Consider the following 16,503-nt stretch of genomic DNA (forward strand, 5'->3'; position numbering starts at 1 on the left):
TCCCCAGCGTCTTGGGGCCGAGCCTGCCGCCAGTCTTACAAATGGCGCGAATCCACCGTTGCCTTGCGCTCAAGCTTGGACCAGCCCATTTCCCGGCCGCGCAGCGAAGCCACAAAGGTGCGAAGGGCCACCACGTACATGAGCTGGCGGTAGAGAAACCGCTGGGGCACAAGCCAAACGAGCAGGCTCTTGTCCTCGTCGCGCTCCAGGAGAAAGGCCACGATGCCGGCCAGGATGTCGGCGGCCATAAACAGCGCATAGTAAAAGACCACCCGCAACAGCGTGTCCGGCTCCCAGGCCAAGGGATGCCAGGCCCACATCACCCCGGCGGCCAGACAGGTGTAGGCCAGCCACAGGTCCATGATCGGCGAAATGAACTGGAAAATGATCTGGTAGAGCCAGATATTGGGCAGCCCGAAAAAGCCGAGCAGGCCGTAGCGCGGCCGCAGCAGGGCGTCCTTGTGTTTCCAGGCCACTTGCAACGTGCCAAACATCCAGCGAAAGCGCTGGCGCAAAAAGCCGCGCAGGGTATCCGGTGCCTCGGTCAGGGCAATGGCCCGCTCTTCGTAGGTCACGGCGTAGCCCATGCGCTGGATGCGAATGGTGAGGTCCGCGTCCTCGGCCAGGGTTTCGCCGGAAAAGCCGCCGGCACGTTCCACCACGTCCCGCCGCCAGGCCCCCACCGCCCCGGGAACCACCGTGACGCTGTCCAAAACGGTCAAGGCCCGCCGGTCCAGATTCTGGCTGGTGACGTATTCCAGCGCCTGACAGCGGGTGAGGAAATTGATCCGGTTGCCCACCTTGGCGTTGCCGGCCACAGCCCCCACCTTGGGATCGCCAAACCAGGCGGCCAGCCGCAGGATGGTGTCCCGGGCAAAGACCGTATCGGCGTCAAGGGTCACCACGATATCCGCCTTGGTCAGCGAAATGCCGTGATTGAGCGCCGCCGGCTTGCCCGCATTGGGCTGGGTCACCACAACCACCAGCGGGTTGTTGCCAAAGGCCTGGCACAATACCCCGTAGGTGTCGTCGCTGGAGCCGTCGTCCACCACGATGATCTCAAATTGTTTGGGATGCTGGCAGGCTAAAAGCGATTGCACGGTCTGGAGCACGACGTTCTCTTCGTTGTAGGCCGGCACCACCACGGCCACGGACAGCTCGGCCGCGTCTTCCATGCCTGCCGCGTCAACCATGCCTGCTACGCCTGCCGCCACGGGACACCGGCGGCCGAAGAGCTTCTCCCAGACAGCCAGCACCACCAGGATCAGCAACCGCCCGATGCCAAGGACCGTGCCTACGATAAAGAGCGTGCGCAACCCGGCCGACCAGACAAACAGCAGGAAAAATCCGAGCCGGTTGCCGTAGGACACCACCGGGTTTTCATCCTTGACCTCGGGCATGACGGCATCCCGGCTCTGGCCCAACAATTCGGATACCGTCACGAACCGATACCCGCGCTGCCGCAGGCTCTCGATGATGCGCGGCAGGGCGGCAACGGTCTGGGCCCGCTCGCCGCCGGAATCGTGGAGCAGTACGACGTTGCCTTCGCCGGTCTCGGCCTGGCGCACCACCTCATCGACGATGGCGTCCACGCCCGGCTGTTTCCAGTCATTGGGGTCGATGCGCATGCCCACGAAAACGTAGCCCTGTTGGCTGAGCACATCCATAGGCCGCACCTGATCCTGGGTTTCCGGTTCGCTGTCCTCGCCATAGGGCGCCCGAAACAGGTGGGTCTGGCGGCCCAGCACGCTTTCCAGGAGCCGGGCCGTGGCCGAGACTTCGAGATTGAGCTGGGTGGTCGAGACGTCGGCAATATTGGGATGGGTGTAGGTGTGGTTGCCGATGTCGTGGCCTTCGGCAAAGGTGCGGCGCACCAGTTCGGGATATTTTTCCGCATTGCCGCCGATGATGAAAAACGTGGCTTTGACGTCGGCCGCTTTGAGCGCATCCAGAATCCGGGCGGTGTATTTGGGATCGGGGCCGTCGTCGAAGGTCAGGGCCACGGTCTTGGGCACAAAGCCGTGCCGCTCGATGACATAGGGCGAGGGGTAGACTTCAAAATTCTCGGCCGTAATCAATCCGGTCTTGTCATTGACGGCCACGGTGCGCCGGCCGATGCGCGGCGTCTGGGCGATCTTGAGGATTTCCCCCTGGCCTTCGTAGTCCAGGTCGTAATCGAACCGGATTTCTTCCAGCCGTTTGGCGGCCTGGGGTCCGAACTTCCAATCGACGCCGAAAAAGGTCCAGATGGAGGGGTCTTCGCCGCCAAGCCGCCACAGGGCGAAGCCGGCCGGTTGCAGGGGCATGGACGCAATCATGCCGTTATAGACCGTGGTGGCGTCCATGAGCCAGACGTCGTGGGTCACGTCGTTTTCGTCCTGGTAGTCGAAATGGGGATTGGATGAAGCCGGGTCCAGGGCAATGCTCCCTTCGGAGTCCTTGGCCGTGAGCACGGCTTCCTCAAAGGTCGCTTCTTCGCCCTGTTTGCCTTTGGCCCAGTCGTAGGCGTAGCTGCCCAGGGCCACCACGAGCTTTTGCGACGGAATCTGGGCCGCCCGGGCCCGCAGGACTTTGGTAAACCAGGGCAGGCTGGCGATGGGGCCGGGTTTGCCGGCGGGCCAGTGCTCGTCGTAGGCCATGACGATGACCTGATCGACGACGTCGCTTATGGCCTTGTAGGGAAAGGCCGGATCATCGGCCGGGACGTTTATGGAAACGGTGAGCCCCCGGGCATGGAAGGTGGCGGCGACTTCGGTCACGAAACGCAGATAGTTTTTCAGCCCGGCCGGCGGGATGTCTTCAAAGTCGAGGCTGACCCCGGCAAAATTGTTTTTCTGGACGAAATCCAGGAGCATCCCGATACATTTGGCCCGGGCCTCGCTTTTGGCCGTCATGCGGGCCACGGCGTCGCCGTGCCAGATCTGGTCGGTGAAGTTGTTGACCAGCACCATAACGGGCAGGGACGGCTTGCGCTGCCGTATAAAGTCCAGGGCCTCCCGGGTCTTGTCCGGGTCGTCGGCAACGACGGTGCCGTCCGGCCCGACCAGATGCAGCCATTCGGGCACGAGCAGATCGAGGTTGTCGATGTTTTTTTTGAGCGAACTGAGGCTGGCATCATCCCAATTGACAAAAAAGCCAATGGCCTTGGTGGCATACGGCTGACTTGGAGTCGTATCCACCAGGGGCGCGACCTGTTTGGCGGCCTTTATTTCCTTGGCCAGCCCCTTTTTGAGTTTGGCCAGCCGGGTATCGACCGCAGGCGGCGCGTCCTTGGCCACAGGTGGCGCGGTATGGTTGCGCCGGGGCAAAAAACGGGCCGAGGGCAGGGACAGCGATTCCAGGGCCGGGTTGAGCAGCACGCTGGCCACGAGCACCACCAGGATGGCGGAGATCAGGGCGGCGGCCAGAAAGACCCCCGCTTTGACCCTGGGCCAGCGTTTGTGGTTGGGATCAAAAAAGACCGGACGATTTCTTGGTTGGGACACGTCATTCTCGTCAGAGGTTGAATTTGGCCCAGGCAGGCGGGTTCGCCGTTACCGACGACGGCGCAAAGGAGAGGTACTGGCAGACGCGGCGAAGGGGCCGGGCGCGCCCTTGTTAACGCTGCCAACTGGCAATAAAGGAAATTCCATGAGCACAGAACGCAAAGCGCGGTTGACTTGTGTGGATTGCCTGCGCGGACTGGCCGTGGCCGTCATGATCGTGGTCAACAATCCCGGCGACAGCCAACACGTCTTCCCGCAACTGCGCCATGCCGCCTGGAACGGGTTGACCCTGGCCGACTGCGTTTTTCCCTTGTTTTTAGTGCTTGTTGGCACAAGCGTTGGCCTGTCCATCGACCGGGACCGGGTGCGGGCCGGGCAGGCGGCGGGCTTTTGGCCCAAGGTCGGCAGACGCACCGGCATACTATTCGCCCTGGGCCTTTTGGAAAACGCCTACTGGCGTTTCAGTTTTGAAAGTCTGCGCCTTCCCGGCGTGCTGCAGCGCATCGCCATCGTGTATCTGGTGGCGGCCTGGCTGCATGTGCGCCTTTGCAGCCGGGCCCTTGCCGCGCTGATCCTCACACTGCTCACGGGATACTGGCTGCTGCTGGGCTGGGTGCCCGTACCGGGGCTTGGCCGGCCAAGCCTCGACGCGGACAGCAATCTGCAAGGCTGGCTGGATCAGTTGCTGCTGGGCAGCCATATTTGGAAATTCGGCACCACCTGGGACCCGGAGGGTGTCTTGTCCACCCTTCCGGCCATCGCCCTGGGCCTTATCGGGGTGCTGGCCGGGCGCTGGCTGCGCCGGGGCGCACCGGCACCCGGCCGTGCGGCCGGCCTGGGGCTGGCCGTGCTGGGCCTGGGGCGTCTCTGGAGCCTCTGGTTTCCCCTGAACAAATCCATTTGCTCCAGTTCGTTTGTGCTGGTCCTTGGCGGGGCCGGGGTGGTGCTCCTCGCGGCGACGCACTGGCTCCTGAACGGGCGCGGCCGGGCCGTCTGGCCTGCCTGGGCTGCCTGGGCCAGACCGCTGACGATGCTGGGGACAAATGCCCTGGCCGTTTATGCCACCGCCTCGTTTCTGGCCGCCAGCCTGCGCCATATCCACCTGCCCGGCGGCCCGAACGGTTCTATGCGCCTGCAGGCGTATCTGTACCAGGGCCTTTTCGCCGGTCAGGCACCGAGCGACTGGGCGTCGCTGGGCTGGTCCCTCCTGTGCCTGCTGGTCATGCTCCTGGGGGCCTGGGCGCTTTCTGCCCGCCGCATCGTTATCACGCTGTGACCGCCGCTCGTTTCCGCCCAAAGCCAACCGCTTCGTCACCTCGGGCCGCTGCGGTTGCCGCCAAACCGGCCTGCCCCACAGCACCCTGTTCATGCGGCCAGTTCCGCCTTGGCGTAACTGTGTAAATGTGACAGTGTTACCGAAAGTGTCTTTGGCGGGCCGACGCCGCGCCCTGGGCGCGAGACGTTTTCCAGGCAGTTGCTGGCCTCAGGCCGGCACCATCCGCATGACGGTAGCGATGTATAAGACCACAGCCCTCCTCGTTTTGGTCCTGGCTGCCGGTGGACTGGCCGCCTGGCAGGGACTTGTGCCAAAGCAACCCCCACGCCCGCTGGTTATCGGTGTCGTCCAATTTACCGCCAATAACCTTGATACCCTGGCCGGGTTTCAGGAAGACATGGCCGCAGCCGGGTTCGTTGCAGGCCATGATGTGACCTATCTGATCCCCGAACCAGCCACCTCCGCAACCGAGCTGCGCCAGACCCTGGACGCCCTGCTGCCCCAAAACCCCGACCTCATTTTCGCCTCCCCCACCGCCGCAGCCGTGGCGGCCAAGGAGGCCACGGCCCAAAACCGCATCCCGGTGATTTTTGGGCCGGTCAACGATCCCGTCTCCTCGGGTGTGGTCAACAATATCCACCAACCCGAGGCCAACCTGACCGGCGTGCGTCTGGCCCCGAGCGAAGGCCGCAGACTCCAGGCCCTGCTCCAGCTCGCCCCCCGGACCAAGACCGTTTTCGTGCCCTACAACCCCGCCGAGGCCAGCGCCCTGGCGAGCCTGCGCCAGATCAGGGAAGCGGCCGCCGCCCTTGGCGTGGAACTGGCCGTGGCCCCCATCAGTGCGGCCCCGGATTTTGCCATCAACACCGCCCTGGTTCCGCCGCAGGCCTCAGCGATCTTTCTGCCCCGGGAAGGGCTGGTTCTGTCCCGATTCAGGGAATTTATGACGGTGGCCGAGGCGCGCCGGCTGCCCATGAGTTCCCCCCGCCTGGACCATGTCGAGCAGGGCGTCCTGACCGGCTACGGCTTTAGCGGCCCCGACATCGGCAAACAGGCCGCCCGCATGGCCCGGCTGGCCCTGACAGGCGTCAAACCCTCGGGGATTCCGGTGGAGACCGCCCGCGACTATCTGGCCATCAACCTGGAAACAGCGGCCCGCATCGGCCTTGACGTCCCGGAGTCCTTTCTCAAACAGGCCCAACGCATCGTTGTCGCCCACCCGGAGAGGTCGGTTCCATGACGCGCCTGGGTTCGCTGCTCACCTCCACCTTCCTGGTTCTGGCCCTGCTTCCCCTGCTGGCCCTGGGCGGTGTGTTGGGCGTGAGCCTCTACCACAACCAGCTTGCTTCCGAATACCGGCAGGCCCAGGGGCTTTCCGTCTCGGTGTCGCTCCAGGTCAAGGAAATACTGACCGGCATCGAAAACGACATCCGCTCCATCAACCGCTATCGCGACTTTTTCAGCGCCTCGCCCGAGATGCAGCGGGAGTGGCTGCTGGAACTGCTGGCCAGCCTGCCGGCCGTGCACGAAATCACCTTTGCCGGCCCGGATGGAAAACAGCGCCTCAAAGTATCCAATTTCAAGGCCTATGGCCTTTATATACCGGAAAATATTGCATTTCGCCAGGAATTTAGGGAAGTCATGCGCTCCCAGGGCAGCGCCTTCGGCCCCGTGACCATCGATGCCGATGTCGGGGAGCCGCTTATGCCCCTGGCCATCGCCCTGTCCGACCCCCGCACGGGGGAACCCCGGGCAGTCATGTTGTGCATGCTGCGCCTGGGGGTTTTTCAGGATCTGGTGACAAAGTTCAGCCATCCCCCGGACGTCGAGGTGCTCATTACCGGCCCAAGCGGGCGGATTCTGGCTGCCCCGGATTTTTCCCTGGCCCTGGCCGGCCGGCATTTTACGGCCCAGGACCGGCCCATACTGGCCCCCGATCTCAACGGCGAGTCTGCCCTTTCCGTGGCCACGCCCGTGCTTCTGGGCGAGCCGGTCCTCTCGGCCGTGGTCGTGGTGGCTGGTGAGGCGGTCTTGCGCCCGTTTTACCAGATGCTTGGCGTCTACGCCCTGGTGCTGTGCGGCGCATTGTTCGGGGCGACGGTCCTGGCCCTGGCGGCCCGACGGCGTATCGTGGCCCCGATCCAGGCCCTGACCCGCACCGCCTTGGCCATTGGCCGGGGCGAGATCGGGGCCAAGGCCCCGGGGGGCTCCTTTTACGAAACGCAACGGCTGGCCGAGACGTTTAACGACATGACCGGCAAACTGCTCGGGACCATGCACGATCTTACAGCCGAAATCGCCACGCGCCAAAAGGCCCAGGCCGACCTTTCCAACAGCCAGGAACGCCTGGAAATGGCCCTGGCCGCCGTCAGCGACGGCTTATGGGACTGGCGGATGGACACCGGCGACGTCTATTTCAGTCCCCGCTGGTTCGCCATGCTGGGCTATCCGCCGGACGCCTTTGCCCCACGCTATGAAACATGGCGCAACCTGCTCCATCCCGAGGACCTGCCCCAGGTTGAAGCGCTGATTCTGGCCCACCTGGAAACGGGTGAGCCGTATGAATCGGAGCTTCGCATGCGCACCTGTGACGGCACCTGGAAATGGATCATGACGCGCGGGCAGGTGATGGAAAAAGACACTGCGGGCAGGGCCTTGCGCATGCTGGGGACACATACCGACATCACCGAACGCAAGCGGGCCATGGAGGCGTTGCGCTCGGCCACGGCTGCGGCCACGGCCGCCAGCCACGCCAAATCCGAATTTCTGGCCAACATGAGCCATGAAATCCGCACGCCGCTCAATGGCATTCTGGGCATGCTGCACCTGCTCCAGACCACACCGCTGTCCCCGGAGCAACAGGAGTATCTGCTCCAGGCCGTGACGGCGTCCAAGCGCCTGACCGGACTGCTCTCCGACATCCTCGACATTTCCAGAATCGAAGCCGGCAAGATGGCAATTGCCGGCGAGGAATTCGCGGTGGTCGATCTGCGGGACGCCATTTTGGAGTTGTTTCGCCCCGCTGCCCAGGAAAAGGGCCTTGTGCTGGAGTTCACGATCAGCCCCGATCTGCCCCCCCGGTTCATTGGTGATGAGGCCCGCATCCGCCAGATTCTGTTTAATCTGGTGGGCAATGCCATCAAATTCACCGACCAGGGTTCGGTGGCCGTTTCCCTGGCCCCCCTGCCAGGCGCCCCGGCCAAACCGGTGCGGGTTCTTTTTACCGTCACAGACAGCGGCATCGGCGTTTCCGACGAACAGCTTAAAGACATCTTCGAACCCTTTGTGCAGGCGGAAGCGACGTTTACGCGCCACCATCAAGGAGCCGGGCTCGGCCTTTCCATCGTGCGCAAACTCGTGCGGCTCATGGACGGCGAACTGGCCATCGACAACCCTCCGGGCGGCGGCCTGAGCCTGTACCTGAGCCTGCCGCTGGCCCTGCCCGCCAGCCCCGGGGCGGCGAGGCAGGCCTTGCGCTGCCCTGCCCCCCTGGCCCTGCCGGGCAGCGACCATGTACCGCTACGCATCCTGCTGGCCGAGGACGATGCGGTGAGCCTCATGGCCGGCCGCAAAATCCTCGAAAAGGCCGGGTACCAGGTCATCGTCGCGGCCAATGGCTGGCAGGCGGTGGAACGACTGGCCGGGCACGACATCGACCTCGTGCTCATGGACATCCAGATGCCGGTCATGGACGGTGTGGAAGCCACCCGGTTGATCCGAAACTCGACCGATCTTGGTTGCAAGGCCGATGTCCCCATTGTGGCCATGACCGCCTGTGCCATGACCGGGGACAAGGAAAAGTTTCTGGCCCTCGGGATGGACGGCTACATTTCCAAGCCGGTGGATCTCTTCACCTTGCAGGAGGTTGTCGCTTGTGCGCTGGGAGCGCGGGCAACGGGCCGGGTTTGAGCTGCACCCGGCAACAGGCGGTGAGCCTTTGTTTTTATGGACAACCGTCCAGTGCAATGTGTAAAACGTAGTAGTATTCGGCGAGTGTCTTGGTGTATCGTGTGGCTGATGACGCAACCCGAACAGTGGAACACCTAGTGTGAGGGATCAAAATGTTTAAGCATCTCAAAGTGGGTTACAAATTGTTCGGCGGGTTTACCCTCGTCATCGCCATTTTCGTCGCTCTGGCCGTTTATCAGTTGACCACCATCGAACACCTGGGGGCCATCCAGGACGCCGGGGCCAAGCGAGCCCAGGATTCCAAGGCGATTATGGAGGTCTCCGTGCGCCTGGCAGGCCTGTACGCCATCATCGCCGACGGGGAAATCAACCGGGAACTGGCCCAGACCAAAGCGGATTTCACCAAGGCCAAGGATCAGGCCAAGGAGGACATGCGGCTGGTGGAATCCCTGGCCGACACCGCCGAGGAACGCGCGCTCGCCGGCCGCTTTACCGACGATTACAAAAACTACCTGGAGCATTTTGAAAAAAAGATGCTTCCCGTCCTGGAAAAACTCGCCCAGGCCGCTCAAAAAAATGAAGACATCGCGGCCCTGGAAGCGGAATCCAAGGAACTGGACGGCCAGGTGGACACCATCCGTACCGCCACCATAAAGCCCCTGGAAGCCATCACCGAGTCCCTGGCCAAGGAAAACATCGCCGGCGACGAGGCCTTTGACGCCCTGCGGGCTTCCGCCAGCCGCGTCACCATCATCATGACCGGCCTGGGAGCCCTTCTGGCCTTGGTGATTTCCATCCTGACCGCGCGCGCCGTCACCCGGCCCATGACCGCCGGCATCGCCTTTGCCAAGCATCTGGCCCAGGGCGACCTGGAACAGACCCTGGAGGTCAACCAGCGCGACGAACTGGGCCAGCTCGCCGATGCCCTGCGCCTGGTGGCCGCCTCGGAAAAAGACGTGGCCGCACTGACGGCCCAAATAGCCAAAGGCGACCTGTCCGTGACCATCAATCCGCGTAGCCCCAAGGATACCCTGCTCCTGTCCATGGGCGAACTGGTCGCTTCGCAGCGTGCCGTGGCCGCCGCCGCCCAACAGTTGGCCGCAGGCGATCTGCGCATCAAGGTCGCCAAACGGTCTCAAGACGACATCATGCTCGAATCGTTGAGCAAAATGATCGAAACCCTCATCGAAGTCATCATCGAAGTGCAAACCGGCACGGACAATGTGGCCGCTGGCAGTGAACAACTCTCGGCCTCGGCCGAGTCCATCTCCCAGGGAGCTTCGGAACAGGCCTCGGCCGTGGAAGAATCCTCCGCTTCCATGGAACAGATGAGTTCGGCCATCCAGCAAAACGCCGACAATGCCCGGCAGACCGAAGCCCTCGCCGTCAAGGCGGCCCACGACGCCAAAGAGTCCGGTGAAGCCGTGGTGCAGACCATGGCGGCCATGAAGGAGATCGCCGGCAAGATCAGTATCATTGAGGAAATCGCCCGCCAGACCGATCTGCTCGCCTTAAATGCCGCCGTGGAAGCGGCCCGGGCCGGCGAACACGGCCGGGGCTTTGCCGTGGTGGCCTCGGAAGTGCGCAAGCTGGCCGAACGCAGCCAGCAAGCCGCCTCGGAAATCACCAAACTGGCCAAGGACAGCACCGATGTGGCGGTCAGGGCCGGAGCCCTGCTCACCCAGCTCGTGCCCAATATCCAGCACACCGCCGAACTGGTGCAGGAAATAAGCGCCTCAAGCCAGGAGCAAAGCGCTGGCGCGGCCCAGGTCAACAAGGCCCTGCAGCAGCTTGACCAGACCATCCAGCAAAACGCCAGCGCCTCGGAAGAACTGGCCTCAACAGCCGAGGAGCTTTCCGGGCAGTCCGAGCAACTGCGCAGCACAATTGCGTTTTTTCAGATTGAAACCCAGCGCCCGACCCGGTCCCAGCGCGCCATCAGGTCGCCAAGATCGGCCCTGCCGGCCAGATCGCGCAAAGCGCTGCCCAGCCCCGGCCGGAAAGCCGCCGGCGAGGTCCGCATCAACCTCGGGGAGGCCGGTGGTGCCGACGATGACGACGACCGCAATTTCGAGACATTTTAAAGCGGAGACACCAACGCCTGGCCGGTGTGGGGAATGAGGAAGCCCAGCGACGCTGCGGCCCCACGCCCCGCCGGGTCGGGGTTGCCCCAGGCAACCCCGACCCGGCCAACTCTGCGAGCCACCATGGACATTCGTTTCGCCAGCCTGCCAGACGGGTATGCACTGACTGTCGCCCTTGGTCCCGGCCAGGAAATCACCTGCCGGATCAGCCCGCCCCCAGGGAGGGTGGCCTTTGTGGACATCCTGCCCGACGTGTTCGCTGTGGCCGACGCCATGCTCGCCCAGGCCGCCCGGCAGGCGGCCGAGCGCGGGCAGGCCGTGACCTGCACCGCAGGCTGCGCCCTGTGCTGCCGGCATCTCGTGGCCGTTTCCGACCACGAGGCCCTGCTGGCCGCCCACATGATCGGCCTGCTGCCAGACGAGACGCAAACCCGCATCCGACAGGCGTTCCAGACGACCGTCGCCCGCTTGGAAGCGCACGGCCTGCTGGCCGAACTGCTCGACAGCCACGCCAACAGCTTTGCCGACCGCAACCGCATCGTCGCCGTGCAACGGCGATACTGGGAAATGCAACTGCCCTGCCCGTTTCTTTTGGACGAACGGTGCGCCATCTATCCCTACCGCCCGTTGCTGTGCCGGCAATACCTGGCCACCTCGCCCCCAGTGCAGTGCCATGGCAGTTTCCTGGCCGACCACCTCGTGCACAAGCTGCCCCTGGCCTACGATCTGGCCAGCGCCGCCGCCTCCTTTGACGGCTTACGCGCCCAGATGTCCCGGCCGGTCCCCCTGCCCGCCCTGCTGCTGGTCAATGGCCTGCTCCAACGCCACACGCCGCCCCAAACCACGGCAACGGCCATGCTGACCGCATTTCTACGCCATACGGCAGACCATTTCAGCCGCTAAGTCCCCGCCCCGGTGTGTCGCCGCGCCATATGGCGGCGTGTGGCGGGTCAGGCACCAGTGAATTCGCAACACCGTCGCCTTCCCCCATTGCTGGCAGGATCAGTTTGGCGTAGAGTGACTCTGGTCTTGGCCTCAAAGACTGCATGCCAGGGGCGAGTTGACTGTCGTATTTCTGCAAAGCCCGACAAACAAAAAGCCATAGTCATGTTCGCACAGGTGCTTTCAGGCTGTTTTCCCCTGCCCAGCCGTGGTCCCGGCCACGGTTCCGGTTGCCTATGACCTTCCCGTTGCCCCGCCCTGCCGCCACGCCCAGGACGCTGCGCCAGCGGCTGCAAACGCTGTCCCGCATTGTGTGCGTCCTGCTCCTCGTCAGCACCGCCCCCCCCTCGCCAGCCCGGGGCGAATCCCAGCCGGACGCCCGGCAGCCCTCCTCGCCCAAAGCCATCACCGTCGTCATGGACAAGGATTATCCGCCGTATATTTTCATGGCTTCCGACGGCTCCGCCCAAGGTATTCTGGTGGATGCCTGGAAACTGTGGGAGGAAAAGACCGGGGTGCCGGTTCTCTTGCGGCCCATGGACTGGAACGCCGCCCAACAGTATCTCCTGGACGGCAAAGCCGACATCATTGACACCCTGTTTCGCAATGCCGACCGGGAAAAGCTCTACAGCTTCTCCCAGCCCTACGCGACCATTGAAGTGCCGGTGTTCGTCCACAACGATTTAAGCGGCATCCATGATCTGGAGACGTTGCGGGGCTTTACCGTGGGCGTCAAACGCGGCGACAGCGCCGTGGATTACCTCTCCGGCCGGGGTATCCTGCCTTTGGTCGCCTTTGACGGCTACGAGAACATCGTGCGGGCCGCCCGGGACGGCGACGTCAAGGTTTTTTGCATCGATAAGCCGCCGGCCCTGTACTATTTATACAAATATGGTCTGGAAAACGAATTCCGCTTGGCCTTCACCCTCTACCAGGGTGAATTCCACCGGGCTGTGCGCAAGGGCAACGAGGCCCTTTTAAAGCTCGTCGAAGACGGTTTTTCCCGTATCACCCCGGTCCAATACGACGACATCGACAAGAAATGGCGCGGCTCGACGCTGTTCCAGTCCAATACCATGCGTTATTCCCTGTGGGCCTTGGTCCTGGTCGTCTCCATCGCCGCCATCCTGGTGGCGTTTAACGCCATGCTGCGCCGCACCGTGCGCCGCCAGTCGTCCAAACTCAACCAACTGCTCACCGCCGTGGGCCAAAGCGAAGAACGCTATCGCGAACTCGTGCAAAGCGCCGCCAGCATCATCCTGCGCCTGGACATCGCCGGCCGGGTCGCCTTTTGCAATGCCTTCGGCCTGCAATTTTTCGGTTTTTTCCTGGAAGAAACCCTCGATAAGGAACTTGGCCTGCTCATCGATCCGCCCCAGACGGCTGATCCGCCCTGGCCCGCCATCCTGGCCGGACTGGCCGACGCCCCCGAAGGCGTTGTGTCCATGACCCGGGAACAGCTGCGCCGCAATGGCGAATCCGTCTGGATCGCCTGGGCGGTGCGCAGCCTGCGCGACGCCTCCGGCACTGCTGTGGAAATCCTGTGCATCGGCAACGACATTACCGACCGGAAACGCACCGAAGAAGCCCTGCGCGCCAGCGAGGCCCGCTACGCCCTGGTGGTGCGGGGAGCCAACGACGGCATCTGGGACTGGGATCTGCGCACCAATATCGTCTATTACTCCCCACGCTATCTGGAAATTCTGGGCTATGCCCCGGACGAGATCCAGCAGCTCCTCGACGAATGGACCAAACGCATCCATCCCGACGACGCCGAAACCGTCATCCGGGCCAACAAACGCTGCGCCGACGGCGAAGTGGACAATTTCGCCGTGGAATACCGCATGCGCCACAAAGACGGCGCCTACCGCTGGATTCACGGCCGGGGGGCCAGTCTCAAGGACGAGCGCGGCATCGTCATCCGCATGGCCGGCACCCACACCGACATCACCCGCCGCAAACGCGACGAAGAAGCCCTGCGCGAAAGCCAGGACCAGCTCTCCAAGATCTTCCGCTTCACCCCTGTGGGTCTTGCCGTCACCACCCGGCGCGACGGCCGCATCCTGGATTTAAACGAAACCTGCGCCCGCATGCTCGGCCATGTCAAAGCCGATGTCATGGGCCGCACGACCGCCGAAGTAGGCCTGTGGCACAGCCCGCAGGAGCGCGAAACGCTTTTGGCCGAAATGGCCCGCAACGGCTCCATCCTCGGCAAGGAACTGGAGCTGCGCCACAATAACGGCACCTCTGTTGTCGTGCTGTACTCGGCCGTGCCCAACCACTCCTACGGCGAACCCTGCATCCTGTCCGTGCTCATGGACATCTCCGAACGCAAAGCCATGGAACAGGCCCTGCGCCGCTCCCGGGATGCCGCTGAAACCGCCAATAAGGCCAAAAGCGAATTCCTCTCCACCATGAGCCACGAAATCCGCACGCCCATGAACACCATCCTCGGCATGGTCGATGTGCTCGCCGCCACCCCGCTGACCACCGAACAGGCCCACGCCATCAAAGCCATCGAACTGGCCGGCGGCAATCTGCTCTCGTTGCTCAACGACATCCTCGACCTCTCCCAGATTGAAGCCGGCGGCGTCATCATGGAGGAAAAAATCTGCGATCCGCTGGAAATGGCCAACCAACTCTTGGATATGATGCGCCCCGACGCCGCCCGCAAACAACTCGACCTGCACCTGGAAATTCACGGGACACTGCCACCACGGCTGTTGTGCTGCCCTGACCGCATCCGGCAAATCCTCGTCAATCTGCTCGGCAACGCCCTCAAATTCACCCCCAAAGGGGAAATCGTCCTTGAAATCGGCCGCGAAGAAGAGCCTGACGGTCCCAGATTCCGCCTGGCCGTCCGGGATACCGGCATCGGCATCCCCTTGGACAAGCAAGCCCTGATCTTTGACCGCTTCACCCAGGCCAATGCCGCTGCCAACCGGCAATACGGCGGCGTTGGCCTGGGACTGGCAATCTGCAAAAAACTCGCGGAAATGATGGGCGGCCGCATCCGCGTGACCAGCCGCGAAGGCCACGGCTCCACCTTCACCCTCACCCTGCCCCTGCGCCCGGCCTCCATCCCCGAGGCCGACCACGTTCAGCCAAACCCGCGCCACGGCAAAAGCCAGCCCGCAAACGTGCTCCTCGTTGAAGACAGCCCCACCAACGCCGAAGTCATGCGGCTTATGCTTGAAGGCACCCCCTTCGAAATCACCTGGGCTCCCAGCGGCGAGGCCGCCCTGGCCGCCCTTGGCGACAAACGCTTCGACGTCATCCTCATGGACGTGGAAATGCCCGGCATGGACGGCTACCAGACCACCCGGGCCGTGCGCCAGCTCGAACAGGAAACGGGCCGCCCCCGCACGCCCATCGTGGCGCTGACAGCCCACGCCTTTGAAGAACACCGGCAGCGCAGCCTCGATGCCGGCTGCGACGACTTCCAGGTCAAACCCATCCCCAAAGCCCGCCTCGTCAGCACCCTGGAAACCTGGCTGGCCCTGCGCCCCTAAACGGTGCCGCGCTACGCTGTACGGCGAGGTGAAGAGAAGAGAATCGGGGCTTTGCCCCGAACCCCACCGGGGGGATGATCCCCCCGGACCCCTGCGCCTCTTTAGACCCCGACGAAACCGAGCTGCTGCAACCCGGCCTTGTCCTGCTCCAGGGAAGCACCACCCGTGGTCAGGTAATCGCCGACCATAAGCCCGTCGGCACCGCAGGCCAGGGGGGCCAGATTGGCCGTGGTTGGCCCAAAGACCGTGGGCCGGCCGCCGCAGATGCGGATGTGGCGATCAGGCAAAAGCAGGCGCAACAGGATGACGATGCGGCGGGCGTCGTCCCGGGACAGGACGGGCTGCTCCGCCAGCGGCGTGCCGGGAATGGGAGAGAGGAAGTTGACCGGAACGGAAAAGACGGCCGCGTCAAGCAGCGTCAGGGCCAGATCGGCCCGGTCGGCCCAGGATTCGCCCAGGCCGAAAAGCCCGCCGGAACAGGTGGGGATGCCAAGGCTGCGACACGTGCGCAGCACCTCGAGGTTGTCCTCGAAGGTGCGGGTGGTGCAGATATTTGGATAATGGGCGCGCGACGTTTCGAGATTGTGATGGTAGGCGGCAAGGCCGGCAGCTTTGAGCCGGGCCAGGGCGTCGCGGGGGAGTACGCCAAGCGACGCGTCGGCAGCCATGCCGGTGGCGGCGATGGCGGCCAGGGCCGTGGCCGCCTGGGCCAGTTCCGCCTCGGGCAGGGCCTTGCCTGAAGCCACCAGGCCAAAGCGGGCCACGCCGGCGGCCTGCATGACGGCGGCAGCCTGGGCGATGCGGGTCGGTGCCAGGAAGGCATGCTGCGGCGAGGTGGTTTGGAAATGGCCGGACTGGGCGCAAAAAGCGCAATTTTCGCCGCAGCGCCCGGATTTGGCGCTGATGATGGCGCACAGCGAGACGGCGTCACCGACCCGGGCTAAGCGCACGGCCGCAGCGGCCCGGCCCAGGGCGTCGAGGTCGGCACCGGCTATCCGGGGCAGTTCGTCCAGCAGGCGGTCGCGCTCGCCAGCAGCGAGAAAACCCCCGGCAAGCAGGGGGCGGACCAGGGCATCGGCAAAGGTGGAAAAAAGCGGCATAGGGCGTCCTCGGAGCACGGCATAGCCCTGGCGCAGCGTTTGGGCAAGGGCGAAGGTGTTGCCCCGGGGCAGCAGCTGTCTTGCTTTTTTTCGCTATTTCACACAGTAATTCCAAATAAGGCTCGCGGTCGCCTGGGCTGCGACCGAAGGAGACGCACCGCGCGTCATACGCACCTGGACTGAGAAAGGAGGTTT

At 63.8% G+C, this 16,503-nt stretch carries 8 protein-coding genes; 6 read left to right on the forward strand and 2 right to left on the reverse strand.

All coding sequences use genetic code 11. The annotated features are described in order from the left end of the window. Positions 1 to 35: 35 nt before the first annotated feature. Positions 36 to 3,485, reverse strand: a complete 3,450-nt coding sequence (locus GTA51_RS10385; protein WP_160960877.1) for a polysaccharide deacetylase family protein — start codon at positions 3,483 to 3,485, stop codon at positions 36 to 38. Between the two features lie 145 nt (positions 3,486 to 3,630). Here GTA51_RS10385 and GTA51_RS10390 point away from each other — a divergent pair, with 145 nt between their 5' ends. From GTA51_RS10390 to GTA51_RS10415, 6 genes are all read left to right on the forward strand, one after another. Beyond that, a complete protein-coding gene (locus GTA51_RS10390; protein ID WP_160960878.1) occupies positions 3,631 to 4,761 on the forward strand; it encodes an acyltransferase family protein in 1,131 nt (376 codons plus the stop codon). Between the two features lie 226 nt (positions 4,762 to 4,987). Beyond that, positions 4,988 to 6,001 carry an ABC transporter substrate-binding protein gene (locus GTA51_RS10395; protein ID WP_160960880.1) on the forward strand — a complete coding sequence of 338 codons (1,014 nt, stop codon included), beginning with the start codon at positions 4,988 to 4,990 and terminating at the stop codon, positions 5,999 to 6,001. Next, on the forward strand, positions 5,998 to 8,670 hold the full coding sequence (locus GTA51_RS10400; RefSeq protein ID WP_160960882.1) for an ATP-binding protein: 2,673 nt from the start codon (positions 5,998 to 6,000) through the stop codon (positions 8,668 to 8,670). The genes GTA51_RS10395 and GTA51_RS10400 overlap by 4 nt, the downstream gene beginning before the upstream one ends. A 152-nt stretch (positions 8,671 to 8,822) precedes the next feature. Further along, on the forward strand, positions 8,823 to 10,754 hold the full coding sequence (locus GTA51_RS10405; protein ID WP_160960883.1) for a HAMP domain-containing methyl-accepting chemotaxis protein: 1,932 nt from the start codon (positions 8,823 to 8,825) through the stop codon (positions 10,752 to 10,754). Positions 10,755 to 10,877: 123 nt separating this feature from the next. Next, positions 10,878 to 11,657 (forward strand): YkgJ family cysteine cluster protein, encoded by a 780-nt coding sequence (locus GTA51_RS10410; protein ID WP_160960885.1) that lies wholly within the window; start codon positions 10,878 to 10,880, stop codon positions 11,655 to 11,657. A 275-nt stretch (positions 11,658 to 11,932) separates the two neighbouring features. Further along, positions 11,933 to 15,208: a PAS domain S-box protein gene (locus GTA51_RS10415; protein ID WP_160960886.1), complete on the forward strand. Its 3,276-nt coding sequence runs from the start codon at positions 11,933 to 11,935 to the stop codon at positions 15,206 to 15,208. Between the two features lie 101 nt (positions 15,209 to 15,309). Here the strand turns inward: GTA51_RS10415 and bioB are convergent, their stop codons facing one another. Next, positions 15,310 to 16,308 carry a biotin synthase BioB gene (bioB, locus tag GTA51_RS10420; RefSeq protein ID WP_160960888.1) on the reverse strand — a complete coding sequence of 333 codons (999 nt, stop codon included), beginning with the start codon at positions 16,306 to 16,308 and terminating at the stop codon, positions 15,310 to 15,312. Positions 16,309 to 16,503 lie beyond the last annotated feature (195 nt).

The organism is Solidesulfovibrio aerotolerans, from assembly GCF_009856865.1.
Lineage (GTDB): Bacteria > Desulfobacterota > Desulfovibrionia > Desulfovibrionales > Desulfovibrionaceae > Solidesulfovibrio > Solidesulfovibrio aerotolerans.

Coding starts and splice junctions, on each gene's coding strand:
- GTA51_RS10390 (WP_160960878.1), top strand. CDS start 3,631: ATGAGCACAGAACGCAAAGCGCGGTTGACTTGTGTGGATTGCCTGCGC.
- GTA51_RS10395 (WP_160960880.1), top strand. CDS start 4,988: ATGACGGTAGCGATGTATAAGACCACAGCCCTCCTCGTTTTGGTCCTG.
- GTA51_RS10400 (WP_160960882.1), top strand. CDS start 5,998: ATGACGCGCCTGGGTTCGCTGCTCACCTCCACCTTCCTGGTTCTGGCC.
- GTA51_RS10405 (WP_160960883.1), top strand. CDS start 8,823: ATGTTTAAGCATCTCAAAGTGGGTTACAAATTGTTCGGCGGGTTTACC.
- GTA51_RS10410 (WP_160960885.1), top strand. CDS start 10,878: ATGGACATTCGTTTCGCCAGCCTGCCAGACGGGTATGCACTGACTGTC.
- GTA51_RS10415 (WP_160960886.1), top strand. CDS start 11,933: ATGACCTTCCCGTTGCCCCGCCCTGCCGCCACGCCCAGGACGCTGCGC.
- bioB (WP_160960888.1), bottom strand. CDS start 16,308: ATGCCGCTTTTTTCCACCTTTGCCGATGCCCTGGTCCGCCCCCTGCTT.